The sequence below is a fragment of the Janthinobacterium sp. YR213 genome (genome assembly GCF_900099875.1).
GTDB classification, from domain to species: Bacteria; Pseudomonadota; Gammaproteobacteria; order Burkholderiales; family Burkholderiaceae_D; genus Janthinobacterium; species Janthinobacterium lividum.
On sequence record NZ_FNDA01000002.1, the window covers coordinates 59,981 to 83,786 of the forward strand.

Genomic DNA, 23,806 nt, shown 5'->3' on the forward strand with positions numbered 1-23,806 from the left:
AATTTACATGATGAAAATAACTGATTTGGCCGCTTGCGGCTTGCTGGCAAGCAGTCTTCTGGGCAACACGGTACAGGCCGCCCCTGCAACGGAGCCGGCATTGCGCGATTACCGCGCCGTGGCCCTGTCCGCGAATGGCCAGCGCATCGCCGCCATCGAATCGAGCAAGGCGGGCGAGCAGCCGCAGCGCCCGCATGCGGCCATCGTCGTGCGCGACGCCGCCAACGGCGCCATCGTGCAGCAATTCGATCCGTGTACCGTGTGTTCCTACGACAAGCCCAGCTGGTCGCCCGATGGCCGGCAGCTGGCTTTCGTTGGCTACGACGCCAAGGCGGGCACGGCGCAGCTGTACCTGGCCACCCTGTCGCAGGCGCAGGCGCGTGTGTTGACCACTATCAAGGGCGTGGCCAGCACGGTGCGCTGGTCGCCGGATGGCAAGCAGCTGGCCCTGCTGGCCACGGTGGGCGCGCGCAAGCTGGCCGGTGCCGTGGAGGCTGGCGTGCGCCAGGTGGGCGAAGTGGGCAGCGAAGACGATGCCCAGCGCATCGCCGTCGTGTCGGCCAGCGGCGGCGAGCCGCGTCTGCTGTCACCAAGCGACACCTATGTGTATGAATACAGCTGGACGCCCGATGGCCGCGGCTTTGTTGCCACCAGCGCGCAAGGCAATGGCGACAGCAACTGGTGGGTCGCCAAGCTCAGCCATATTGATGCGGCCACGGGCGCCTTGCGCGTGATCGCGTCCCCGGCCATGCAGCTGAACCTGCCTTCCGTCTCGCCGGATGGCAAGACGGTGGTCTTCATCGGCGGCCTGATGAGCGATTTCGGCTCCATCGGCGGCGATCTCTACACCGTGCCGCTGGCCGGCGGCACGCCGCGCAATCTCACACCCGACTATCGCGGCACCTTCAATGGCGTCGTCTGGCGCGGCGCCGGTTTGCTGGCAACGGCCCTGATCGATTCGCAACTGGCGCTGGTGCCCGTCGATGCGCAAAGCGGCCCTGCCCGGCCGGTGATGCTTGGAGAACTGAGCAGCAGCGGCAGCGATGGCCGTTTGTCGTTCAGCGCCGACGGCCAGTACGCTGCCGCTGCCCAGGAAGACTTTACGCATGCTTCTTACCTGGTGGCGGGACCGGTGGGCCAGCTGAAAAAGATCACGCGCGACAATGACGGCTTTGCGCCGCAGTTGACGGTGCAGAACGTGGGCTGGAACAACGAACAATACAAGGTGCAAGGCTGGCTGCTGGGGCCGTTGAAGACGGACACAGGCAAGCGCTACCCGATGATCGTCAACGTGCATGGCGGGCCCGGTGCAGCCGCCTCGCCCCGTTATGTGGGGGCGAGCACCCTGATCCATGAATTGACGCAAAAAGGCTATTTCGTCTTCCTGCCCAATCCGCGCGGCAGCTTTGGCCAGGGCCAGGCCTTTACGCGCGCCAATATGGCCGACTTCGGCGGCGGCGACTGGCGCGACATCCTGGCCGGCATCGATGCGGTGGAAAAAGTGGCGCCCGTCGATGGCCAGCGCCTGGGCCTGATCGGCCATTCGTACGGCGGCTTCATGACCATGTGGGGCGTCACGCACAGCGACCGCTTCAAGGCGGCCGTGGCCGGTGCGGGCGTATCGAACTGGATCAGCTATTACGGCCAGAACGGCATCAATCAGTGGATGATCCCGTTTTTCGGCGCTTCCGCCTATGACAAGCCGGAGGTCTACCGCCGTGCCTCGCCCATCGAATCGATCAAGGCGGCGAAGACGCCAACCCTGATCTACGTGGGCGAACGTGACGTGGAAACGCCGGCGGCCCAGTCGCTGGAATTCTGGCACGGCTTGCGCGCCATGGGCGTACCGTCCAGCCTGTTCATCTACGATGGCGAAGGGCACTCCTTCCGCAAGCCCGAGCACCAGCGCGACTTGCAGAAACGTACTATCGGCTGGTTTGAGCGCTATCTGAAATAGATCCCGGGGATTTAGTGCGGTGTCACAATGTGTACGATCGCCGCGCTATGTGTCACGATCTTGTCGGCATCGGCTTGCAACAGGCGGATACGCCGCTGCACCAGGGGCCAACCGGACCAGGCCACGTCGCTGACGGGCGGCGCGGCAGGGGGAGCCAGCGGCGCGCTGATCGTCGCCTGGTTGTCGAGCTGCTCCAGCGCGCGCGACAGGGTCAAACACACTTGCGTATGGCTGTGGCTGAGCAAGGCGTTGACGGGCGCGACAGGCAGCTGGCTGGCGTGGCGCCCGAGGATGGAGCGCAGGGCCGCGACGTGGGCCACCAGCAGGTAATTTTGCACGATGAACAGGTTGATGTCTTCCACGGCCCGCTGCTTGCTGGCCGGTTCGTCGAGCATGCGCACCAGGGCCGAGCTGAGCGCGGCCAGGCTGTCCATCAAGCGCTTGCGTTCGATGCGGTAGGCGAAATCATCGAAACACTTTCCCTGCAGCAGCGCGAAGCTGGCCTGCATATAGCTGAGGTTTACATTGAGTACCTGGCGCACCAGGCGTGGCAGGCTCTGGTATTCCCAATTGGCCAGCACAAAGCTGAACACGGTGGCGACAGCCGCGCCGATCAGGGTATCGATCAGGCGTTCGCTGACCAGGTTCGGGTTGCTGGGCGCCACCAGGTGCATTTGCAGCAAGATCATCAGGCTCACGGCGATGGCCGTGTAGCGGTAGCGCAAATAGATGAAGGTGGGCGTGGCCACGATGGAGAGGAACAAAATGGCCATCAGCACGATATTGCTGTGCACGAAGCGGATCACGATGGCCGTGATCACGCAGCCGATGATGGTGCCGATGATGCGGTCGGCGCGGCGCTGGCGCGTCATGCTGAACGTGGGGCGCAGGATGATGACGATGGTGAGCACAATCCAGTAGCTGTGGGCCGCATACGGCAGCCAGTGGCCAATCAGCAAGCCTACCGAGATCGCCATCGATACGCGCAGGGCGAAGCGGAACACGGGCGACTCCAGGCGCAGATTCGACAGCAGGGTTTTCAGTTCATATTTCTGCTGCGACAAGAATGGCGCCATGTCTGCGCCGCTCCAGAACGGTACGTTGTCGTAGACTTTCTGGCTGGCCAGGTGCAATTCCGCGATCATTTTCAGAATGGCGCGGATCTTGTTGCGCTGCGCGCGCAGGGTGGCCAGCGCTTCCTGCGCATTTTCTCCCTTTGCCTGCAGGCGGGCAATTTCTCCTTCGATGTCGGCCCATTCCTTGTCGTAACTGATCTGCGCATACGAGGCGCGCTTGCGCGTGGCGGCGTAGGCTACGGCTTCGATGTCGCGCGCCGCCTTGTAGGCCAGGTCGTGCAAGGATTTCAGCACGTCGGAGTCGGCCAGGTGCTGGCGCAGCAGCGCGTAATCCGTGTGCGTGGAAAGGATCAGTTCATATAGATCGAGCATGCATACGTGCACCTGCACGACGATGGCATCCTTGCTGTTCTTGTGGCTGCGCAAAATCAGGTCGCGCGACGCTTGCTGGCGGTCGGCCAAAATGCTTTGATGGCGCACCAGCTTGTTGAACTGCTCCGTCAGATTGAAACGCGTGTCGTAGAAATCGGCCTTGATATCGATGTAGGCGGCCAGTTCGAACAGGGCTTCGGCCAGCACTTGCTGCTTGATGCGGTGGCGCAAGACCCAGGCGATGGCCATGGCGTAGGCCAGATAGATGAGGCCGCCGAGCATGAACAGGCCCGCATGGTGGAACGATTGCTGCCACGTCATCTGGTGCTCCATCGACATGGTCATGATGAACAGGGCGGCCAGCTGCAGGGGCATGGATTTCTTGCCGTACACCACCATCATGCTGGCGAGGAAACTGACGAGCACGAGCACCGTCATCAACAGCCACTGCACGGGCCCGCACAGGCTGATCAATAAGGTGACGGCGCTGCACAGCAGTACCGAGGCCAGCATTTCGTTGAACTTGTGGCGCAGCGGGCTGGGCATGTCCATCAGGGTCGTGCACAGGGCGCCGATGCATACCGTCATGGCGGTGGCGCTGTCGCTGATTTCCTGGGTCAGCAAGGCCAGGCCGACGAGACCGATGGCCACGCGCAAGCCCAGGTAAAAATAATGGCTGTAAATAAAGGTGCGCAGGTTCAGTGCGTAGTGCATGGGATTACCTTGTGGGTAGGGCACAGAAAGAGGCGCCGCACCGGGGTCTCCGATGCGGCGCCAGGATGTTGCAGTCGCTACAGCCCGGATTTACATCAGGGCGATTACTGGGTAGCGCCGCCATTCCGGCTCGGCAAAGCGCTGGCAGTGTGCAAAGATGAAGTTCAGCACGGCTTCCTGATTGCTCAGCAAGGTGGGATTGGCAGCTTTCCAGTCAGCAAACTTGGCCGCCAGCGCCGGTTCATCGCGCAGCAGTTCGGATGCCATGTCTTCGAAGACGTAATCGGAAAATGCTTCTTTCTTCTCCAGCACGCTATTGAAGAAGCCCCAGCGGAAGAAGCTGTCGTGCGCCTGCGGCTCCAGTGTTTCCACGGCGTAGCGGGCGTTGTCCTGGTCCAGGCTGACGACATAATCGCCCGCTTGCACGGTGAACTGGCCCGTGCGCGCTTCGAGTTCTACATGGTCGTGGAACATGTGGCCTTCGTAGGCCGTGGCGCGCGTGCCGACGTCGGTGATATGGTAGTAGCGGGCCGTTAGCGTCTGTTCGGCGGTGATGCGGCTCATTTCGACGCCGTTCCAGCGCAGACGCTCGATCACTTCGCACCACGCTTGCGGCACGATATAGGCTTTCGGCGCGGCCACGGTGACGTCCGCATCGAAACGGTTGTAGTAGGCGATATCGCGTTCCCACGGCTGCGAGCGGTCGTAGGACAGGCGCTGGTAGTCACCCAGCAGACTCGGCGTGTATTGCGCCGCATAGCCCTTGAAGGGGAAGGTCGACGGCTGTTCTTCGTTCATGGCCCAGTGGATCGGCCATGCGGCTTGTGTGCGTCCCGCCGCCTTCGCTTGCGCGCGCAGCTGCTTGATCTGTTCGCCATGTTCGATGGTAAACGCCATGGTGATGTCGAGCAGGGTGCGCATGGAAGCGTAGCGGTCGGCAAACGGTTTCAGCATGTGCGTTTCCGGCATGAAACCGATGACGTGGTGCAAGGCCGCAAAGCCGGTCGAGAAACGGGGCACTTCGAGGAATTCGGCAATGCCGTGGTCGGGGCTGTCCTTGACGGGGTTCACGTACGGGCAGGTGGGCCAGCCAGCGTTTTCCATCTGCGCAAAGATGCGCGGCAGCATGGTGTCTTGCAGGAAGGGGCCCAGGCCGTTGCCCAGCTTATCCGTCTGCGTGTGGATCAGGGTCATCGTGTACGGGTAGTCGGCGCCGTTCGACGTGTGCGTGTCGACCATCACGTCCGGGTCCCAGCTGGCCAGCAGGCGGTTGAACACTTGCGCGTTCAGGCTGTCGCACTTGATGAAATCGCGGTTCAGGTCCAGGTGGCGGCTATTGCCGCGGAAACCGAATTGCTCCGGGCCATCCTGATTCACGCGCGATGTATTGGCGCGGTTCAGGCTGCCATCGACGTTGTAGATCGGAATGAACAGCAAGACGGTGCTGCCCAGCGCCGCCAGGCGTTCCGGCTGCGTGCAGAGGTCGCGCACGATGGCCATGCAGGCGTCGATGCCTTCCGGTTCGCCCGGGTGGATGCCGTTATTGTTGAAGAACACCGTGCGGCCTGCACGCTTGATCTGTTCGCGGTCAAACACGCCGTCCCCGCTGACGACGCCAGCGTGGATGGGCACGCCCGAGTCGGACAGGCCGATCTGTTCGAAGTGCAGCACGTGCGGATAGCGTGCGGCAAGATCTTGATAAAAGGTGATGCATTCCAGCCAGGTCGTGGTCTGGTTGTGGTTACCGAGTTCGTAGGTCGTGCGCAAGTCTGGTGGCATAGCGGTCTGAGTCTGGGAGGGGGAAGGCGCGCTGGGTAAGTACGCCCGCTAGGGGCCAATTGTAGCACCGGCGCTCTTGCCTTGAGGCGCCGCAGGGGCTTGTTGCTGTACTTGTGTTATGAATAAGTTTCACGCACGAGGGGAGGCGGCATGGGCAGGTCGGCGATGGCGGCGCTGGTGTGGGGGATATGCCTGGCGGCGCAGGCGGCGCCGTTGCGCTTGCCTGCGGGCAAGGAACCTGTGGCGCAGGGCGGGTCTGTCACGGCTGCCGCGCAGGGCGCGCTGATACGCTACCGGGGCTGGCTGCTGGCCGTCGATGGCGCCGTGCCGGAAGAACGGCCTGACATCGTGCTGACGTCGGCGCAGGCGCGCCACGCGCCGCAGCTGCGGATCGGCTCCACGCAGCGCAGCCTGCCCCTGTGGTCGGCCTTCGAGCTCGTCAAGGGAAGCGCGCGCCTGCGCATCACGGCGCTGCCGGGGCCGGATGAGCTTTCCGCGCTGCTGCTGGACTTTGGCGATGGCGACTATCGCATCGTGGTTCCCGCCGCCGGCATCGCGCGCCATGCTTATCCTGCACTGGCGCAGCGCTTTCCCGGCGCCGACCTGGCCTTGCTGCTGCAGGATGGCCGGCGGGTCATGCTGCCGCTGGGAAGTGGCAGGGCGCAAGTGTTTGGCGAAGAGCAAGCCGTACCTTACCGTTTTACCAAAGTAAAACGTTAGGCGAAAAAAAGCCACTCCCGCAGGAGTGGCTCAGGCTAAAGCGCCCGTTGCCGGGTTATTGCTTCTTGTTATTCAGCGCCCATTTCTTTCAGCAGGTTGTCTGCGTGGTCGATGTGTTTCATGTTCCACAGCATGTAGCGCAGGTCGACCTGGATCGAACGGGTGTTGGCCTTGTTGTAGTCCCAATCGGAAATGATCGAGTCCAAGGTGCCGTCGAAGGCCAGGCCGATGAATTCGCCTTTGGCGTTCAGGGCAGCCGAACCGGAGTTACCGCCGGTGATGTCCAGGGTGGCCAGGTAGTCGACCGGCACGGTTTTCAGCTTGGGATCGACGAATTTACCGAAGTCCTTGGCTTTGATCGCGGCCAGTTGATTCGCTGGTGCATTGAACTCGCCCTGGCCCGTGGCTTTGGCAACGACGCCATTGACGGTGGTGAAGGCAGACCAGGTGGTGCCGTCGGCGCCGTGGTCACGGCCGGCTACTTTGCCGAACGTGACGCGCAGGGTGCTGTTGGCGTCAGGATAGACGGCTTGGCCTTTGCTCTTCATGAAGGCAATCTTTGCTTTCATGTAGTTGGCGTAGGCTTGCTGGATCTTGCCTGCCAGTTCTTCGTCTTCCGCTTCGTTTTTCAGCGAATCCGGATACATGGCGACGGCTGCCTGGATGAAGCTGTCCTTGCTGGCCTGGAATTCGGCTGGCGTGCGTTTCAGCCACGCTGCGCGTTCTTCCTTGTCGGCCAGCTTGCTGCCGGCATACAGTTTGTCCAGGGCGGCGGACAGGTCGGCTTGCGACATGCCGTCCTTGATGCCGATGGCGGCGTCGAAGCTGGCGCGGCGTTGTGCTGCCGGTTGCGCGGCGTACTTGGTCAGGCTGTTCAGTACCAGTGCCTTGTCGACTTTTTCATCGTAGGTGCGCTCGACCGACGTGATGCTCGACGACAGACGTGGCAAATCGCGCGTCTGGTAGCCGGACTTGCGTTCCGTATCAGCCTTGGTGCCTTCGTTCGACAGGCGGTACAGGCTGCGTGCCGTGTTCAGCAGGCGTGGCTGTGCGTAGCTCAGGAAGAAATCGCGCTTGGTGTCGGCATCGCGCTCGGCGATCAGCTTTTCCACTTGCTCGATGTCGCCGGCAAATTCCGCCTTGCGGGCAGCATTCGCGTTGACCCAGGTTTTCAGGGCTTCATGTTCCGTCGTCTTGCGCGCCAGGAAGTCGCTGCCGGCGTAGGAATCCAGCATGCCTTGGCGATTCTTGTAGTAATTGTTCACGCCAGCAACCTGGCCCGCGTATTTCAGGGCAACATCCTTGTTGTCCTTGGTTTCGCGCGCGATGATGGCCAGGGTTTCGCCCGACGCTTTCACGAAGGCCGGGTAGTTCCAGTCAAACGTGTACGCCACTTCCGATGGCAGGCGGTGACGGTTGGTGCGGCCAGGGTAGCCCAGGACCATCACGAAGTCGCCTTCTTTCAAGCCATCCTTGGCCAGTTTCAGCACGTGTTTTGGCTGGTAAGGCACGTTGTCCTTGCTGAAGTCGGCAGCTTTGCCGTCTTTGCTGACATAGGCGCGGTAGAAACCGTAGTCGCCCGTGTGGCGTGGCCACATCCAGTTGTCGGTGTCGCCGCCGAACTTGCCGACGCCTGCTGGAGGCGCGTGCACCAGGCGCACGTCGCGGATTTCCAGTTGCTTGATCAGGTAGAACTCCAGGCCGCCGTAGTAGGCGGACACGGTGCAGCGGAAGCCCGCTTCTTTTTCGCATTCGGCCACCAGTTTCTTCTGGTTTTTCTCGATCGCGTCGATGCGTGCCTTGCCTTGCAGCTTGGCCACGTCGGCGGTGATGATCTTGTCGCTGACATTGGTCACGGCCGAGGTGACGAAGATGCGGCTGCCTGGGGCGGCCGGCAATTCTTCAGCGAACGTCTTGGCCAGGAAACCGTTGGCCAGCAAATCGCGCTCTTTGGTCGAATTGACCGCCACGCTGTTGTAGACGCAATGGTGGTTGGTGGCAACCAGGCCTTGCGGGGAGACGAACGAAGCCGAGCAACCGCCCAGGCTGACGATGGCGCCCATGGGGAATTCGGTCAGTTTGGTCAGGTTGGTCGGATCGAGTTTCAGTCCGGCCGCTTTCAGTTCCTTGGCCACTTGTGGCAGCTGTTGGGGCATCCACATGCCTTCGTCGGCGTGTGCGAAGTTGCTCAGGATGGCGAGCGCGATTAAAGATTTTTTCATTCGAGTTCTAGTCTTTTACATGAAGGGAAGTCGGAACCAACGTGTACCCAGTGTTTTTTCTCAGCGGGCGACCTAGAGTATCCGTATCGAACTCGCACTAGTCAATCACATTTTCCCGAGGGCATGTTTGCAGTTGCTTGTAAAAATTGCACTATTTTCGCCATTGCAGAGCCAGGAGTGGGCTGCGAACGGGCATTTTCTCGTGCCGCGGCTGTGGTATTGTCCATACAATTGTCTTGCCGGTAATAAAAAATGGCCGGGCGCTTGTGCTGCCCGGCCACTTGCTGATGCGTTGCTATGTGTCTGCTTAGCGTATTTTGCCGCGGCGCAAAAGATTCACGATGCCCAGCAGGATCACGGCACCCAGGAACGAGACCAGCAGAGAAGCCAGGCTGAAATTGTCGCTATTGATGGTGCCCGTGCCGAACAGGGGGGCCAGCAGCCAGCCGCCGAGGAAGGCGCCGACGATGCCGACGACGATATTGAGGAAGATGCCCTGTTGCGCATTCGTTTTCATGACCATGCTGGCCAGCCAGCCGATGACGCCGCCAATAACGATCCAGATAATGAAATTCATGTAGTCCTCCGCGCGGTGGATAAGTGGGTATGCCATGTCAGAACAACATCATGCCAATGGATAGTGATGCCGCACGATAGAAAAGTCCAGCGGATTCGCGCTGCGCATGCAAAAGCCCGCCTGGCTGCGGGCAGCGAGGCGGGCTTGTCATGCGGCAAGGCCGTGTTTAGTCGGCCTTGATGGCTTCCACCTGGATGGCCAGCTTGACTTCCGGCGAGAACGCCGGCATGCCGTAGTTCAGGCCAAAGTCGCTGCGCTTGAATTCCGCCGTGGCATCGGCGCCGCACACTTCGCGCTTGTAGCGCGGATGCATGATGCACTTGAACTTGCTCACGTTCAGCTTGACGGGCTTGGTCACGCCCAGCAGCGTCAGTTCGCCATCGACTTCCACCAGCTGGTCGCCGTCGAACTTCAGCGATTTGCTCTTGTAGGTGATTTGCGGGAATTTTTCGACGTTGAACATGTCCGCTTTTTTCGCGTGCGTGTTCATGGCGTCGAGGCCGAAATCGATCGAATCGGCGTCGATGACGAGGTCCAGGCTGCCCGTCTTGGCGGCGCGGTCCAGGGTGACCGTACCCTTGGTCTTGTTGAACTTGCCGCGCCACACGGACATGCCCATGTGATCGGCTTCAAAGCTGGGGAAAGTGTGCGTCGGGTCGAGGTTGTAGGTGTCGGTAGCGGCCATGGCCGAACCGGCGCCGGCAGCTGCCAGCACGGCGATCATCAAGTGCTTCAATTTCATTGAATTCCTAACTAAGTTAAACAACAGATTTTTGGGCGGTGATCTGATATGTAACGCCTGAAAAACGTTCAGGGCCAGGCGCCTTGCCGAAGGCAGTACGAATAGTACGACGAGGCAAGAGCAACGCAGCCATGGACGTTTTCTCAGGTATTACTGCGCAGCGACGTGGAACTTGATGGTGACCTCGTCGGCAACCATGCTCGTGTCTTTCCACTCGCCTTCGCCGATGTTGTAGGTCAGGCGCTTGATCGGCAGGGCGCCGTCGAAGGCATATTTGCCGCCATCGGCTTTGACCGTCAGGGGGAAGGTCACGTCGGTGGTCTTGCCTTTGATGCTCAGCTTGCCGCTGACCGTCAGCTTGCCCGCGCCGGCGGCCTTGATGCTGCTCGAAACGAAGGTGGCTTTCGGGAACTGGGCCGCGTTAAACCATTCTTTCTTGGCCACTTCCTTGTTGTATTCGGGGTCGCCGATATCGATGCTGGCCGTTTCGATTTCCACCGACGCTTTCGAGGCGTCCGGCGTTGCCGGATTGTAATCGATGGCGATATTGAATTTCTTGAACTTCGCTTCCACGGGCACGTTCATTTGCTTGAACACGGCCGACACGCTGGTCTTGGCGGGATCGACTTTCAGCAGGGTGGCGGCGGTGGCGGCCACGGACAGGCCCAGCAGGGAAGCGAGGACGATGCGTTGGGTGGTTTTCATCTTATTTTTCCTGGAGTTTCAGTGAGCAAGGGTGAAGTCGGTGTTATGGCAGCATGCGTTTAAGTACGCCGTCTTTGTCGATAAATTGATGCTTCAGCGCCGCCAGCACATGGGCGGCCACGGCGGCGGCCATCGTCATGTTCAGAACATAATGAATCTCTTTTAAAAGTGGCTTAAGTTCCGGGTTCGGCGCCATGATGACGGGCAGCTGGAACAGGCCCAGGTAGACCACGGGTACGCCGGCAGCCAGCGTGTACAGGTAGCCGGAAACGGGCACGGCGAAGATCAGGATGTACAACAGCACATGCATGGCGTCGGCCGCCTTCTTTTGCCAGGCAACCATGCTGGCCGGGTGCGGCGGCGGCACGTTGGCCTTGCGCCACAGCAGGCGGATGGCGGCGATGGCCAGCACGGTCACGCCCAGCCATTTATGCCAGGAGAAATATTTGAGCTTGGTGGGCGTCAGGCCGGGAATATCGACCATGACCAGGCCCATGATGAAGGCGCTGATGATCAGCAGGGCGGTCAGCCAGTGCAGGATGATGGCGGTGGTGGTGTAGCGTTGCATCGACGGCTTTCTTGAAAGTAGTACGTATTAGGACTAATTCGGCCTAATATACCAAAGAAAAGCAATTTACGCTGCGTGCTGGAGATTCTACAAGAAAGATTGCCGGAAAAACCGCGGGGCGGGCAGCATTTGTGTGCTGGCCGCCCCGCAGGAGTGGGATCGCATGATCCCCATGTGGAAACTGCTTAGATGGCTTTGGCCAATTGCGCCGCGATGCCGATGTAGTTGCCCGGCGTCATGGTCAAGAGCACGTCCTTGGCATCCTGCGGAATGGCCAGGCCATTGACGAAGGTTTGCAGCGCTTCTTTCGAGATGCCCTTGCCGCGTGTCAGCTCTTTCAGCTGCTCGTACGGGTTTTCGATGCCATAGCGGCGCATCACGGTTTGTACGGGCTCGGCCAGCACTTCCCACGTCGCGTCCAGGTCTTGCGCCAAGCGCGCGTGGTTTACTTCCAGCTTGTTCAGGCCGCGCAGGCAGCTGTCATAGGCCAGCAGGGTGTAGCCCAGGCCCACGCCGATATTGCGCAGCACGGTCGAATCCGTCAAGTCGCGCTGCATGCGCGAGACGGGCAGTTTTTCCGACAGGTGTTTCAGGACGGCGTTGGCCAGGCCCAGGTTGCCTTCCGAGTTTTCGAAGTCGATCGGGTTGACCTTGTGCGGCATGGTCGACGAACCGATTTCGCCCGCTTTCAGTTTTTGCTTGAAGTAGCCCAGCGACACGTAGGTCCAGATGTCGCGGTTCAGGTCCAGCAGGATCGTGTTGGCGCGCGCGAAGGCGTCGAACAGTTCAGCCATGTAGTCGTGCGGCTCGATCTGGATGGTGTACGGATTGAAGACCAGGCCCAGGCGCTGTTCGATGACGGCCTTCGAGAATGCCGGCCAGTCGAAGCCGGGGTAGGCCGACAGGTGGGCATTGTAGTTGCCGACGGCGCCATTCATCTTGCCGAGGATTTCCACTTGCTCGATGCGTTTCACGGCGCGCTGCAAGCGGGCCACGACGTTGGCAAATTCCTTGCCCAGGGTGGTCGGGCTGGCCGTCTGGCCGTGCGTGCGCGACAGCATCGGCACGTCAGCGTTGTCGTGCGCGATCTGCGTCAGCTTGGCCACCAGGCCGTTCAATGCCGGCAGCATCACGCCATCGCGGGCGGCTTTCAGCATCATGCCGTGCGAGGTGTTGTTGATGTCTTCCGAGGTGCAGGCGAAATGGATGAATTCCGACGCCGCCACCAGTTCCGGCACGTCCGCCACTTGTTCCTTCAGCCAGTATTCGACAGCCTTGACGTCATGGTTGGTGACCGCTTCGATGGCCTTGATGCGGGCCGCGTCGGCTTCCGAGAAATCGCTCGCCATCTTGTCGAGCAGGGCGTTCGCTTCTGCCGAGAACGGCTTGATTTCAGCGAAACCGGCTTGCGACAGCGCTTGCAGCCAGGAGATTTCCACTTTCACGCGGTGGTGCATGAAACCGGCTTCGGACAGGATCGGGCGCAGCAGATCGGTCTTGCTGGCGTAGCGGCCATCGAGCGGAGACAGGGCCGACAGCGTGGAATACGGAGTAGTAGAAGTCATGAGAGCGGACGCAAGTTAAAGAAACGGTTGGCGTGTGGCGCGCGGGGAGGGCAGGGCTATTGCAATACAGCAACACTGACGGCGCCACAGTAAAGGGCGATTTTACCACCGCTGGCCGCTGGCCAGCCGTCCGTCGGCCGCCGGCGCACCGCAATTTGGCCGAATCCGGCCCCGATGCGGCGTGCCTGCCACACACTGGGGGCCGCCGGGCGCGTGCTGCCAAACACCGCTGCCGCCGATGCTATACTGCTTGCTGCTCCTTTACCTTAAAGTACCTATGAAACTGATCGGTTCCCTCGCCAGCCCGTATGTCCGCAAAGCCCGTATCGTGCTGGCGGAAAAAAAGCTCGACTATGTCTTCGAGCTGGAAAACGTGTGGGTGCCGGAAACCCGCATCGCCCAGGCCAATCCCCTGGGCAAAGTGCCTTGCCTGGTGATGGAAGATGGCAGCACGCTGATCGATTCGAAAGTCATCGTCGAATACCTCGATACGCTCACGCCCGTGTGCAAGCTGCTGCCGGCCGGAGGCAATGGCCGCGAGCGGGCCGATATCAAGAATTGGGAAGCGCTGGCCGACGGCATCCTCGACGCGGGCGTGCTGGTGCGCCTGGAGCGCACGCAGCGCCCACCCGAGCAGCAAAGCGCGGCCTGGATCGCGCGCCAGCTGGAAAAAGTCACCCTGGGCCTGGCGGCGCTGGAAGCACGCCTGGGCGAGAGCGCGTATTGCGCCGGCAAGAACTACACCCTGGCCGACGTGGCCGTGGGTTGCACCCTGGGCTGGCTCAGCTTCCGCTTCCCGGAAATCGACTGGCGCGCGGACCATCCTGCGCTGGCGCGCCTGTTCGACAAACTGTCCGAGCGGCAGTCGTTCAAGGACACCGTGCCGCAGTGAGCGTACGATGACCGGTACCGATTCGAAGGCGCAGCAGCGCCTGCAGATGGCCGATATCGCGCGCCTGGCCGGCGTGTCCACGTCCACCGTGTCGCGCGCCCTGAGCGGCAGTTCGCTGGTCAATGAAGAGACGCGCGCGCGCGTCATCGCGCTGGCCCGTTCGCTCAAGTACTCCATCAATATCGGCGCGCAAAACCTGCGCCTGAAACAGAACCGCACGGTGGGCGTGGTGGTGCCGTATGACGCGGCCACGCGCCAGCACCTGTCCGATCCTTTCTTTCTGAGCATGCTGGGCAGCCTGGCCGATGCGCTGACGGAGCAGGGCTTCGACATGCTCATTTCGCGCGTGGATGCGGAAACGCTCGATGCGGCCGCCCAGTCCTTCGATAGCGGCCGCGTGATCGGCATCATCCTGATCGGCCAGTGGCGCCACCATGAACAACTGAACCAGCTGGCCGCACGCCAGGTGCCCATCGTCGTGTGGGGCGCGCAATTGCCGCAGCAGCTGTATTGCACCGTTGGCGGCGACAACGTCGCCGGCGGCAGGCTGGCCACGGAGCACTTGCTGGCGGCGGGACGCCGTCGCATCGCCTTCTTTGGCGACGCCAAGCTGCCCGAAGTGGCGCAGCGCCACCAGGGCTATGCGCAGGCGCTGGCCGCGCACGGACTGGCGCCCGATCCGCAACTGTACGTGGCCGGCTCCTTCCTGCCGCAGGGCGGCGCGACGGACGTGCAGGAACTGCTGGATCGCCAGCTCCCCTTCGACGCCATCTTTGCCTGCAGCGACTTGCTGGCCATGAGCGCCATCAGCGCCTTGCGCGCGCGTGGCGTGGCCGTGCCGGAACAGGTGGCCGTGGTCGGCTACGACGATATCGAACTGGCCGCGTATTTCCACCCGCCGCTGACCACCGTGCGCCAGCCGATCCGCGCCGCCGGGCGCGCGCTGGTGGCCTCGCTGCTGGCGCTGGTCGATGGCGCGCCTGCGCCATCCCGGCAATTGCCAACCGAGCTGATCGTACGCGCCTCGGGCCGCTAAAGCGTGATTGCAACCGATTGCAATAATTTCAAAATTCCCCACTATTTTTCATGCTGCACGGCAGCATGAAAAACCCTGATCTCGTTTCAATCTCCGCCTGTTTCACTCTTTACTGCCCATAGCGCTCCCTTAAAAACAACATAAATTCCATGTTGCAGCGCTCGATTGCAATCGATTGCAATAAATTCTTATTCGTTGAATAATGACGTACCGGCTCAGCCAGCGCGCCACGGCATGCGGCGGCCAGGACCCATAACAAGCGGATACCTCGATGTATCGGCATACAACACTGGAGACAAGATGAAGACACGTACTGCTCAACGCGGCTGCATGGCCGCAGCCGTCGCCCTGGCCCTGCTGCAATGGGGCGCCGCCCAGGCCCAATCGGCCGCCGCCACCGCCAGCGCCGCCCCCGCCGATGGCTTGAACCTGGAACGCATCGTGGTCACGGGCACCACCGGCGGCACGTCCAAAATGAAATCGAGCAATTCCGTCAGCAGCATGGAACTCGACACCATCCTGCACAACGCTCCGACCAGCGCCGCCGAAGTCCTGCGCTCGGTGCCGGGCTTGCGGGCCGAGTCCTCGGGCGGCGAAGGCAATGCCAACATCACCGTGCGCGGCCTGCCCATTTCCGCCGGCGGCGCGCGCTATGTGCAGATCCAGGAAGACGGCTTGCCGGTGCTGCAGTTCGGCGACTTCAACTTCACCACGCCCGACAGCTTCGTCAAGATCGATTCCACTCTCGACCACCTGGAAGTGGTGCGTGGCGGTTCGGCCTCCACCCTGGCCACCAACTCGCCGGGCGGCATCATCAATTTCATCAGCAAGAATGGCATCGAGCAGGGCGGCAGCGTGGCGCTCAGCCGGGGCCTGGGCTACGACCAGACGCGCGTGGATTTCGATTACGGCGCGCCGGTTTCCGAGCGCACGCGCTTTTTCATCGGCGGCTCCTGGCGCACGGGCGAAGGCATCCGCCATAGTGGCGTCAACAGCGAAAAGGGCGGCCAGATCCGTGGCAATGTCACGCATGAATTCGACAGCGGCTTCGTGCGCCTGTCGTTTAAGCACCTCGACGACCAGTCGCCCACGGCCTTGCCGGTGCCGGTCAGCGTGCGCAATGGCCGCATTACGGAAATCGCCGGCATCGACCCGCGCAAGGCCAGTTTCTATTCACCGTACTGGGTGCCCGACATGGTGCTGAACAAGGCTAACCAGCGCGTGGCCACCCGCGTCAACGACGGTCTGCACGTTAAGAGCGACACCGTGGGACTGGAAGCATCGTTCAAGCTGGGACAGGGCTGGAGCGTGAGCGAAAACTTCCGCTACGCCGACAATTCGGGCCGCTTCATCGGCGTCTTCCCGTCGAATAACGGCAGCGACGGCAGCTACGTGTTTGCCAGCGGCCCGAACCGGGGCCAGCCCTACACGGGGCGCGCGTTTTCCGCCGTGGTGTTCAACACCTCGATCGACGACGCCAGCAATACCCTGAGCGACACCAAGCTGGCCAGGACGTTTGTGCTCGACAGCGGCAAGCTGACCACCACGGCCGGCCTGTACCTGTCGCAGCAAAAGCTGGGCCTGACCTGGAATTTCAATGAATACCTGATGCAGGCCACGGGCGACCAGCCGGCGCTGCTGCAAACGGCGAGCAGCACGCCCGGCTACATCGGCCCGGCCTTCGGCGCCTGCTGTTCGCGCGCCGTCGACATGGAGTACCGCACGACGTCGCCCTACGTAAACCTGGCCTGGGAAAGCGGCGCGCTGAACCTCGACGGCGGCTTGCGGCGCGACCGCCAGCACGCCAGTGGCACGGCCAACCAGGCCACCGGCGCGCAAGCCTATCTGCCGTCGACGGTGCAGCAGGTCGACTACACCCTGGGCCATACCTCGTACTCGCTGGGCGCGAACTACAAGCTGCAAGCCAACCTGGCCGTGTTTGCCCGCGTCAGCGAAGGCGTGGCCTTCAATGCCGACCGCATCCTGTTCGGCACGCCCCTGGATGGCAGCGTGCCGGTGGCGATCAACACCGTGCGCCAGCTCGAAGGCGGCGTGAAATGGCGGCGGGGGCCCCTGAGCACCTTCGTCACCGTGTTCCAGGCCAAGACGAAGGAAAGCAATTACGAGGCGACGACGCAGCTGCGCACGGCCAACAGCTATGAAGCGAAGGGCGTGGAACTGGAAGCGGCCTACAGCGCCGGCGACTTCCGCATCAATGGCGGATTGACGTTCACGGATGCCGAGATCACGGGCACGGCCGCGGCCGACGTGGCGCTGATCGGCAACACGCCGCGGCGCCAGGCGCGTGTCGTGTACCAGCTCGCGCCCACCTATGAGTGGGGACCTGCCACCCTGGGCGCCAGCCTGGTCGGCACGGGCAAGTCGTGGGGCGATGATGCGCACACGATCACCTTGCCCGCTTACCAGGTGCTCAACGCTTTCGTCAATTACCAGCTCACGCCGCAGATGCAGGTGGCGCTGACGGCGAACAATCTGCTCAACAAGATCGGCTATACGGAAGTCGAGGGCGATGGCCACGCGGCCCGCTCGATCACGGGGCGCGCCGTCAAGGTCAGCCTGAAATACGCATTTTAAGCAAGGATAGGATTCATGATGTCGATACGTAGCCCCCTGGCGCGCCTGCTGGCGCCGCTCCCCTCGCACTTGCGCGACGATGCGGCGCGCCGCTATGCGCGCCAGGAGGCGGTCCTGCTCGACCGCCTGGGCAGCCTGTATGGCCAGCGGCCGGATTTCCTGCCCTGGCTGGGCGACCTGATGGAAAGCGTGGGACGGCTGTACGCGGCGCGCGCGCCGGCGCTGCTGCGGCAGGATGCGCAGCGCGAAGCGCAGCCGGACTGGTTTGCCAGCCAGTCCATGCTGGGCTATAGCGCCTACGTGCAGCGCTTCGGCGGCAGCCTGCAGGGCGTGGCGGCGCGCATTGCCCATCTGCGCGAGCTGGGCGTGACGTATCTGCATTTGCTGCCGTTCTTGCGGCCGCGTGCCGGCGAAAGCGATGGCGGCTTTGCCGTCGCCAGCTTCGAGGAAGTCGACCCTGCGCTGGGCAGCAATGCCGACTTGCTGGCGTTGACGGCGCAGCTGCGCGCGGCCGGCATCAGCCTGTGCTCGGACCTCATCCTCAACCATGTGGCCGACGACCATGCGTGGGCGCTGGGCGCCAAGGCGGGCGATCCGCTGCTGCGCGATTTTTTCCACACTTATCCCGACCGCGTGCAGCCGGACCGTTACGAGCGCACCGTTGGCCAGGTCTTCCCGCAGGCGGCACCGGGCAATTTCACCTTCGTGCCGGAGCTCCAGCGCTGGGTCTGGACCACGTTTTATCCCTATCAGTGGGACTTGAACTACGCCAATCCAGCCGTCTTCGCGGCCATGGCCGGCGCCATGCTGGGCCTGGCCAACAAGGGCATCGAGGTGTTCCGCCTCGACTCGACGGCCTTTCTGTGGAAGCGCGAAGGCACGGATTGCATGAACCAGCCCGAAGCCCACAGCCTGCTGCAAGCCTTGCGCGCCATCGCCGCCATCGCCGCGCCTGGCGTGCTGCTCAAGGCCGAAGCCATCGTGCCCACACCCAAGCTGCCCGCCTACTTTGGCAGCGATAGCGCGCCCGAATGCCATATCGCTTATCACAGCAGCCTGATGGCCGCCGGCTGGGGCGCGCTGGCGGAGGAAAGCACGGATTTGCTGCAGCAGGTGATCGCCGCCACGCCGCCGCTGCCGCCGGCCGCAAGCTGGCTCAGTTATGTGCGCTGCCACGACGACATCGGCTGGAACGTGCTGCTCAATGAAGCGGGCGCGGACGGGCCGGCGCGCCTGGCGCGCATTGCGCAGTTCTTTGCCGGTACTGCCGGCAGCTATGCGCGCGGCGCCGCCTTCCAGAGCAGCAGCGCCGACAAGGCGCATGGCAGCAACGGCATGGCCGCCTCGCTGGCCGGTCTGCAAAGCGCTACCACGGTGCAGGAGCAGGAATACGCGTTGCGGCGCCTGCTGCTGCTGCATGGCCTGGCATTGAGCTTTGGCGCCTTGCCGGTGCTGTACATGGGCGATGAACTGGGCATGACCAACGACGACAGCTACACGCAGCGCGCCGACCGGGCGATGGACAGCCGCTGGCTGCAGCGTCCCGCGTTCGACGACAGCTTGCTGGCATGGCGCCACGATGGCGTGAGCGCCAGCGGCCGGCTGTACCTGGCGCTGCGTCAGCTGATCGACGCGCGCGGGCGCTTGCCGCCATTGGCCGCCGCTGCGCCGCGCAGCGTGCTGCCCGCCGACACGCCGGCCGTGCTGGCGCTGCTGCGCGGCGACGCGTTTCTCAACCTGAGCAATTTCAGCGGCGCCAGCCAGCGTTTCACCTTGCCCGCGGGCGAATGGCGCAACAGCCTCGATGGCAGCGTGCTGGCCGGCACCGTGGGCCTGCAGCCATGGCATATGCTGTGGCTGGAAAGGGAACCAGCATGAGCGACGCCACCGCGCACCGTCCGCATCTGTCGTTCTGGCAGATCGTCAACATGAATGTCGGTTTTTTCGGCATCCAGTTCAGCTTTGGTCTGCAGCAAAGCAGCATGAGCCCCATCTACAAATACCTGGGCGCCGATGAAGCGAGCCTGCCGTACCTGTGGCTGGCCGGTCCCATGACGGGGCTGCTCGTGCAACCGCTGATCGGCGCCATGAGCGACCGCACGGTGACGCGCTGGGGCCGCCGCACGCCGTACTTCCTGATCGGCGCCATCCTGTGCAGCCTGGGCCTGCTGGCCATGCCGTTCAGTCCCACCCTGTGGATGGCCGCCAGCCTGCTGTGGATACTCGACGCGGCCAACAATGTGACGATGGAGCCGTACCGCGCCTTTGTCAGCGACAAGCTCGACAAGAAGCAGCACTCGCTGGGTTTTCTCACGCAAAGCGCGTTTACGGGACTGGGGCAAACGCTGGCCTACCTGACGCCGTCGCTGCTGGTCATGCTGGGCATGAACAAGGATGCCGTCAATGGCAGCCATATCCCGCACATCGTCATCGCCGCCTTCCTGATCGGCGCCGTCTTTTCCCTCGCCTCGGTGCTGTGGACCCTGAAGACGACGCCGGAAAACCCCCTCACGGCGGCCGAGCTGGCGGCCATCCGCAGCCGCCCGCCGGGCTGGCGCCACACGCTGGCCGATATCGGCGCGGCCCTGCGCGACATGCCGCCGACGATGAAGCAGCTGGCCATCGTCAACCTGTTCCAGTGGTACGCCATGTTCTGCTACTGGCAGTACATTGCGCTGTCGCTGGCGGCGACCCTGTTTCACACGACGGATCCCGCGTCGCAAGGCTTTCGCGACGCGGGCCTGCTGAACGGGCAGGTGGGCGCCTTCTATAATTTCATCGCCTTTGTCGCTGCCTTTGCGCTGGTGCCGTTCACGCGCCGCTTCGGCCCCAAGCGCATGCACAGCCTGTGCCTGTGCGCGGCCGGCCTGGGCATGCTGAGCATCCCGCTGATCCACAGCCCGGCGCTGCTGTTGCTGCCCATGCTGGGCGTGGGCCTGGCCTGGGCCAGCATCATGGGCAATCCCTACATCATGCTGGCCGGCTGCATTCCGCCCGAGCGCACGGGCGTCTACATGGGCATCTTCAACATGTTCATCGTCATCCCGATGATCATCCAGATCTTCACCCTGCCGCTGTATTACCGCAGCTGGCTGGGCGGCAATCCGGAGAACGTCATCCGGCTGGCCGGCGCCCTGTTGCTGTGCGCGGCGGTGGCGGTGCTGTTCGTCAAGCTGCGCCCGCCGCAGGCCACAAAGACTTGAGGACACACGTAAAAAAACCGGCAGGTTGCCGGTTTTTTTTATGCATGCCGAAAAAATTATTCCTCAATAGCCATCTGACTTTGCAGGTAATTCTGGATGCCGATCTTGGCGATCAGGTCGATCTGCGTTTCGAGCCAGTCGATATGCTCTTCCGTGTCTTCCAGGATCATCAGGAACAGGTCGCGCGAGACGTAGTCGCCCGCTTTTTCGCTGATGGCGATGCCTTCCTTGACGGTGGCGTGCGCGGCGCGTTCCAGCTTCAAGTCGCATTCCAGCATTTCCGGCGTGTTCTCGCCGATCAGCAGCTTGTGCAGCGCTTGCAGGTTCGGCAGGCCGTCGAGCATCAGGATGCGGTCGATCAGCTTGTCGGCGTGTTTCATTTCGCCGATCGATTCTTCGTATTCTTTCTTGCCCAGCTTTTCCAGGCCCCAGTGCTTGTACATGCGCGCATGCAGGAAGTACTGGTTGATGGCCGACAGTTCGTTGGTGAGCTGTGCGTTGAGCATGCGGATGACTTCTTTATCGCCCTTCATGGGATTTCCTTTGTTCTGTAGTGCGTTCGATGATGAAACCGGAGGCTGCTGGCGTTCACTGCCGGGTGGCTTTGGCTGCCTGGTGGCGCGCAGGTTGCCGGTTTCGCTATGCCCGCATGATAGCGCAAAATATGGGCGATTTCGGGCGGTAAACGGCATTTTTCCGTCTTTTTAACGTAAATATCGTGCGAATAAAACCCATTCTCAAATGGATTGCCACATTTTTCCGTTTTTTATTTGTTAAGGAAAATGAAGGCCATTCTCATTCGCGTTCCCGGTGCTGTTTTGCTGCCGCTGGCGCGCGCGCATGGCCGCGCTGAAAAGGCGGAAAATGTTGGTCCGTTCTTGCTTTTGTGTCTTCTTGGCCGCTGCCGGCGATGCGATAATCAGGCAGCGATGTTTACTGAAAAAGGATAGCAAGATGATGCTGCATATACCCGGCGTGCTGACGCCGGAACAGGTCACGCATTTTCGCCAGCGCCTGGCGCAGACGGACTGGGTCGACGGGCGCGCCAGCGTCGGGGCGCAAGGCGCGCAAGTCAAGCGCAACCGCCAGCTGGCCGAGGGTTCGCCGCTGGCGCTGGAACTGGGCGAGATCGTCAGCCGCGCGCTGATGGCCAATCCGCTGTTCTTTGCCGCCGTGCTGCCGCTGCGCATCCTGCCGCCATTCTTCAACAGTTATGCGGGTGGCGAGCACTATGGCCTGCATATCGACGGCGCCATCCGCACGCCGAAAAACGGCATGCAGTCGATGCGCGCCGACGTCTCGTCGACCGTCTTCCTGAGCGAACCGGACGAGTACGAAGGCGGCGAGCTGGTGGTGGTCGATGCGTATGGCACGCACGAAGTGAAACTGCCGGCCGGCGACGTGATCGTGTATCCGTCGAGCAGCGTGCATCAGGTGCTGCCCGTCACCAGCGGCGAGCGCATCTGCTCCTTCCTGTGGACGCAAAGCATGGTGCGCGAGGATTGGAAACGCAGCATGCTGTTCGAGCTCGATCAGAATATCCAGAGCGTGCGTGCAGAGCACGGCGATTCACCGGCGACGGTGGGCTTGACGGGGCATTATCATAATTTGCTCAGGATGTGGGCGGAGATGTAAAAAGGGTCAGTCGCTGCGCGAGCGGAATGGGCCCCATTGGGGCCCATTCCCCCCTCGGGGCTGATCCCCAAAAAAAAGTCTGCCTGGCCCGGGGATGTAGGCTGGCAGACTGAAACAAGCAAATCGCTTGACTAAAAACAGGGCGCAAAAAAGCAAGCAGGGCACGTGGTGCGGTGCTTGCGGGCTGGCAGCGGCGCAAGGGCCGCCGGAAGGCTAGCTCAGTTGGAAGGTCAGCGGCACTAGAACGTAGACAGGTACGGGCTTGCCGTTTTCGATCATCGGCTTGAACAGCGCCCGCTGGGCGGCCTGGCGGCCCGCTTCATCGAGGTTGTTGTAGCCGGTCGATTTCTGGATCAGGATTTGCTCGGGCAAGCCCTTTTCATTGATCAGGATGCGCAACACCACGGTGCCGCTTTCACCCAGGCGGCGCGACAGATTCGGGTAGATCAGTTGCGGTGCCTTGATGTATTCGACGCTGCTGACGGTGCGCGGCGTTGACGGCGCTGGTGGCGTCGGCGACGGTGTCGATGGCGCTGTCGGCGCGGCGGTGGCAACGGGTGCCGCTTCGGCGCGCGTCGGCTGCTGCGGCGTGATCGTCGGCTCGCTCGGTGCCACGGCGATCAGCGGCAGCGGCGGGATCACGGCGCGTGGCACGGGAGCGCTCAATTCCACGGTTTTCGGTACGGATGGCGCCGGCGGCTTGGGCGGCGCCGGCGGGGCGATGATGCTGATGGTGGTGATGGTCGGCATGGCCGCCGTGACGACTTTGCTCAGCAAGCCGCTCTGGATCGCGTAGAACCCGGCCAGATGCAGGACGACGATGGCCATCAGCGGCGCGAATTTGTTGCGCTTCTTGTCGAAGTCGGCAAATTGCTGCACGGCCTGCACCGTTACGGGCGGGGGCATCATCGTCATGGCGTTTATCGCTTTCTTTAGTTTGTCAGTACAGCTCGCATCAATACGGTTTCTTGCAGCGCCACCGTGGCGTTCAGGTGATCGTTTAGCACTTCCCGCGCGCAGGTGTGGCATTTGCCGCAGCAGGTGGCCACGCCCAGGTCGCGGCGCAGTTCGGCCATGCTGGACAGGCCAAGATCGACGGCTTGACGGATTTCACGATCAGATATGTTGTTGCAGACACATACAATCATTGATACACCTTCTGGCTGGAGGATGAACAGACACTAGTGCTGGGAAGCATTGTTGCTAGTGTTTTAATGAGAATCATTATCATTACGTTTCATTGTCGCGCAAAGTGGGGGACAATGCAAGCGATTTTGATCAAGTGTGCGGCACTTGGCAGCCTGGCGCCGCAGCTTGATATGCGATTCGCGCGCATGACGCAGCCCTTGATGGGGGCGGCTCTCCGGGCTAAATAAAAACTATTCGCATTCATGTTTATAATGCTGGTATTGTCTCGGACGGTCGCCGTCTGGACAGATGGAATGGCC

The 23,806-nt window shown here is 62.0% G+C and carries 20 protein-coding genes; 9 read left to right on the top strand and 11 right to left on the bottom strand.

Annotated elements, in window-relative coordinates:
* Positions 1 to 7 precede the first annotated feature (7 nt).
* Positions 8 to 1,957, top strand: a complete 1,950-nt coding sequence (locus BLT98_RS09480; protein WP_244517446.1) for a S9 family peptidase — start codon at positions 8 to 10, stop codon at positions 1,955 to 1,957.
* Between the two features lie 11 nt (positions 1,958 to 1,968).
* On the opposite strand, the gene BLT98_RS09485 is transcribed toward BLT98_RS09480, so the two are convergent.
* A complete protein-coding gene (locus BLT98_RS09485; RefSeq protein WP_092607202.1) occupies positions 1,969 to 4,119 on the bottom strand; it encodes an FUSC family protein in 2,151 nt (716 codons plus the stop codon).
* 90 nt (positions 4,120 to 4,209) lie between these two features.
* Complete coding sequence (locus BLT98_RS09490) at positions 4,210 to 5,898, bottom strand: M14 family zinc carboxypeptidase (protein WP_092607205.1); 1,689 nt, start codon at positions 5,896 to 5,898, stop codon at positions 4,210 to 4,212.
* Between the two features lie 150 nt (positions 5,899 to 6,048).
* Here BLT98_RS09490 and BLT98_RS09495 point away from each other — a divergent pair, with 150 nt between their 5' ends.
* A complete protein-coding gene (locus BLT98_RS09495; protein WP_092607208.1) occupies positions 6,049 to 6,618 on the top strand; it encodes a hypothetical protein in 570 nt (189 codons plus the stop codon).
* Positions 6,619 to 6,686: 68 nt separating this feature from the next.
* On the opposite strand, the gene BLT98_RS09500 is transcribed toward BLT98_RS09495, so the two are convergent.
* From BLT98_RS09500 to purB, 6 genes are all read right to left on the bottom strand, one after another.
* Positions 6,687 to 8,840: a S46 family peptidase gene (locus tag BLT98_RS09500; protein WP_070254752.1), complete on the bottom strand. Its 2,154-nt coding sequence runs from the start codon at positions 8,838 to 8,840 to the stop codon at positions 6,687 to 6,689.
* A 307-nt stretch (positions 8,841 to 9,147) separates the two neighbouring features.
* Positions 9,148 to 9,417: a GlsB/YeaQ/YmgE family stress response membrane protein gene (locus tag BLT98_RS09505; protein ID WP_034778894.1), complete on the bottom strand. Its 270-nt coding sequence runs from the start codon at positions 9,415 to 9,417 to the stop codon at positions 9,148 to 9,150.
* Between the two features lie 166 nt (positions 9,418 to 9,583).
* Positions 9,584 to 10,159 (bottom strand): YceI family protein, encoded by a 576-nt coding sequence (locus tag BLT98_RS09510; RefSeq protein ID WP_070281807.1) that lies wholly within the window; start codon positions 10,157 to 10,159, stop codon positions 9,584 to 9,586.
* Positions 10,160 to 10,309: 150 nt separating this feature from the next.
* The gene (locus tag BLT98_RS09515) at positions 10,310 to 10,864 is read right to left on the bottom strand and encodes a YceI family protein (RefSeq protein ID WP_034778891.1); all 555 of its coding nucleotides are present in this window, start codon (positions 10,862 to 10,864) and stop codon (positions 10,310 to 10,312) included.
* A 43-nt stretch (positions 10,865 to 10,907) separates the two neighbouring features.
* Positions 10,908 to 11,432 carry a cytochrome b gene (locus BLT98_RS09520; protein ID WP_070254748.1) on the bottom strand — a complete coding sequence of 175 codons (525 nt, stop codon included), beginning with the start codon at positions 11,430 to 11,432 and terminating at the stop codon, positions 10,908 to 10,910.
* A gap of 185 nt (positions 11,433 to 11,617) precedes the next feature.
* The gene (gene purB, locus BLT98_RS09525; RefSeq protein ID WP_034778887.1) at positions 11,618 to 12,997 is read right to left on the bottom strand and encodes an adenylosuccinate lyase; all 1,380 of its coding nucleotides are present in this window, start codon (positions 12,995 to 12,997) and stop codon (positions 11,618 to 11,620) included.
* A gap of 277 nt (positions 12,998 to 13,274) precedes the next feature.
* On the opposite strand from purB, the gene BLT98_RS09530 reads away from it, so the two are divergent.
* From BLT98_RS09530 to BLT98_RS09550, 5 genes are all read left to right on the top strand, one after another.
* Complete coding sequence (locus tag BLT98_RS09530) at positions 13,275 to 13,889, top strand: glutathione S-transferase N-terminal domain-containing protein (RefSeq protein WP_070281805.1); 615 nt, start codon at positions 13,275 to 13,277, stop codon at positions 13,887 to 13,889.
* 7 nt (positions 13,890 to 13,896) lie between these two features.
* On the top strand, positions 13,897 to 14,925 hold the full coding sequence (locus BLT98_RS09535) for a LacI family DNA-binding transcriptional regulator (protein ID WP_070254744.1): 1,029 nt from the start codon (positions 13,897 to 13,899) through the stop codon (positions 14,923 to 14,925).
* A gap of 300 nt (positions 14,926 to 15,225) precedes the next feature.
* Positions 15,226 to 17,520, top strand: a complete 2,295-nt coding sequence (locus tag BLT98_RS09540; protein WP_092607211.1) for a TonB-dependent receptor — start codon at positions 15,226 to 15,228, stop codon at positions 17,518 to 17,520.
* A 15-nt stretch (positions 17,521 to 17,535) separates the two neighbouring features.
* Entirely contained in the window at positions 17,536 to 19,398 is a 1,863-nt protein-coding gene (locus BLT98_RS09545) for an alpha-amylase family glycosyl hydrolase (RefSeq protein WP_244517447.1), read from the top strand.
* Complete coding sequence (locus BLT98_RS09550; protein ID WP_092607213.1) at positions 19,395 to 20,723, top strand: MFS transporter; 1,329 nt, start codon at positions 19,395 to 19,397, stop codon at positions 20,721 to 20,723. Before BLT98_RS09545 ends, BLT98_RS09550 begins: the two co-directional genes overlap by 4 nt.
* A 56-nt stretch (positions 20,724 to 20,779) precedes the next feature.
* Here the strand turns inward: BLT98_RS09550 and bfr are convergent, their stop codons facing one another.
* Positions 20,780 to 21,256: a bacterioferritin gene (gene bfr, locus BLT98_RS09555; RefSeq protein ID WP_092607216.1), complete on the bottom strand. Its 477-nt coding sequence runs from the start codon at positions 21,254 to 21,256 to the stop codon at positions 20,780 to 20,782.
* 249 nt (positions 21,257 to 21,505) lie between these two features.
* Between bfr and BLT98_RS29150 the strand changes: the two genes are divergently transcribed.
* Entirely contained in the window at positions 21,506 to 21,673 is a 168-nt protein-coding gene (locus tag BLT98_RS29150; RefSeq protein ID WP_170846348.1) for a hypothetical protein, read from the top strand.
* A gap of 4 nt (positions 21,674 to 21,677) precedes the next feature.
* Positions 21,678 to 22,358 carry a Fe2+-dependent dioxygenase gene (locus BLT98_RS09565; RefSeq protein WP_070281800.1) on the top strand — a complete coding sequence of 227 codons (681 nt, stop codon included), beginning with the start codon at positions 21,678 to 21,680 and terminating at the stop codon, positions 22,356 to 22,358.
* A gap of 213 nt (positions 22,359 to 22,571) precedes the next feature.
* Here the strand turns inward: BLT98_RS09565 and BLT98_RS09570 are convergent, their stop codons facing one another.
* Positions 22,572 to 23,273: an energy transducer TonB gene (locus BLT98_RS09570; protein ID WP_092607222.1), complete on the bottom strand. Its 702-nt coding sequence runs from the start codon at positions 23,271 to 23,273 to the stop codon at positions 22,572 to 22,574.
* 17 nt (positions 23,274 to 23,290) lie between these two features.
* Positions 23,291 to 23,506, bottom strand: coding sequence for a (2Fe-2S)-binding protein (locus tag BLT98_RS09575; RefSeq protein ID WP_034745611.1), 216 nt, complete (start codon positions 23,504 to 23,506; stop codon positions 23,291 to 23,293).
* Positions 23,507 to 23,806: the final 300 nt, after the last annotated feature.

Excerpts from the sequence above, each read along its gene's own strand:
- BLT98_RS09480 (WP_244517446.1), top strand. The coding sequence starts at position 8 with ATGATGAAAATAACTGATTTGGCCGCTTGCGGCTTGCTGGCAAGCAGT.
- BLT98_RS09485 (WP_092607202.1), bottom strand. The coding sequence starts at position 4,119 with ATGCACTACGCACTGAACCTGCGCACCTTTATTTACAGCCATTATTTT.
- BLT98_RS09490 (WP_092607205.1), bottom strand. The coding sequence starts at position 5,898 with ATGCCACCAGACTTGCGCACGACCTACGAACTCGGTAACCACAACCAG.
- BLT98_RS09495 (WP_092607208.1), top strand. The coding sequence starts at position 6,049 with ATGGGCAGGTCGGCGATGGCGGCGCTGGTGTGGGGGATATGCCTGGCG.
- BLT98_RS09500 (WP_070254752.1), bottom strand. The coding sequence starts at position 8,840 with ATGAAAAAATCTTTAATCGCGCTCGCCATCCTGAGCAACTTCGCACAC.
- BLT98_RS09505 (WP_034778894.1), bottom strand. The coding sequence starts at position 9,417 with ATGAATTTCATTATCTGGATCGTTATTGGCGGCGTCATCGGCTGGCTG.
- BLT98_RS09510 (WP_070281807.1), bottom strand. The coding sequence starts at position 10,159 with ATGAAATTGAAGCACTTGATGATCGCCGTGCTGGCAGCTGCCGGCGCC.
- BLT98_RS09515 (WP_034778891.1), bottom strand. The coding sequence starts at position 10,864 with ATGAAAACCACCCAACGCATCGTCCTCGCTTCCCTGCTGGGCCTGTCC.
- BLT98_RS09520 (WP_070254748.1), bottom strand. The coding sequence starts at position 11,432 with ATGCAACGCTACACCACCACCGCCATCATCCTGCACTGGCTGACCGCC.
- purB (WP_034778887.1), bottom strand. The coding sequence starts at position 12,997 with ATGACTTCTACTACTCCGTATTCCACGCTGTCGGCCCTGTCTCCGCTC.
- BLT98_RS09530 (WP_070281805.1), top strand. The coding sequence starts at position 13,275 with ATGAAACTGATCGGTTCCCTCGCCAGCCCGTATGTCCGCAAAGCCCGT.
- BLT98_RS09535 (WP_070254744.1), top strand. The coding sequence starts at position 13,897 with ATGACCGGTACCGATTCGAAGGCGCAGCAGCGCCTGCAGATGGCCGAT.
- BLT98_RS09540 (WP_092607211.1), top strand. The coding sequence starts at position 15,226 with ATGAAGACACGTACTGCTCAACGCGGCTGCATGGCCGCAGCCGTCGCC.
- BLT98_RS09545 (WP_244517447.1), top strand. The coding sequence starts at position 17,536 with ATGATGTCGATACGTAGCCCCCTGGCGCGCCTGCTGGCGCCGCTCCCC.
- BLT98_RS09550 (WP_092607213.1), top strand. The coding sequence starts at position 19,395 with ATGAGCGACGCCACCGCGCACCGTCCGCATCTGTCGTTCTGGCAGATC.
- bfr (WP_092607216.1), bottom strand. The coding sequence starts at position 21,256 with ATGAAGGGCGATAAAGAAGTCATCCGCATGCTCAACGCACAGCTCACC.
- BLT98_RS29150 (WP_170846348.1), top strand. The coding sequence starts at position 21,506 with ATGAAGGCCATTCTCATTCGCGTTCCCGGTGCTGTTTTGCTGCCGCTG.
- BLT98_RS09565 (WP_070281800.1), top strand. The coding sequence starts at position 21,678 with ATGATGCTGCATATACCCGGCGTGCTGACGCCGGAACAGGTCACGCAT.
- BLT98_RS09570 (WP_092607222.1), bottom strand. The coding sequence starts at position 23,273 with ATGACGATGATGCCCCCGCCCGTAACGGTGCAGGCCGTGCAGCAATTT.
- BLT98_RS09575 (WP_034745611.1), bottom strand. The coding sequence starts at position 23,506 with ATGATTGTATGTGTCTGCAACAACATATCTGATCGTGAAATCCGTCAA.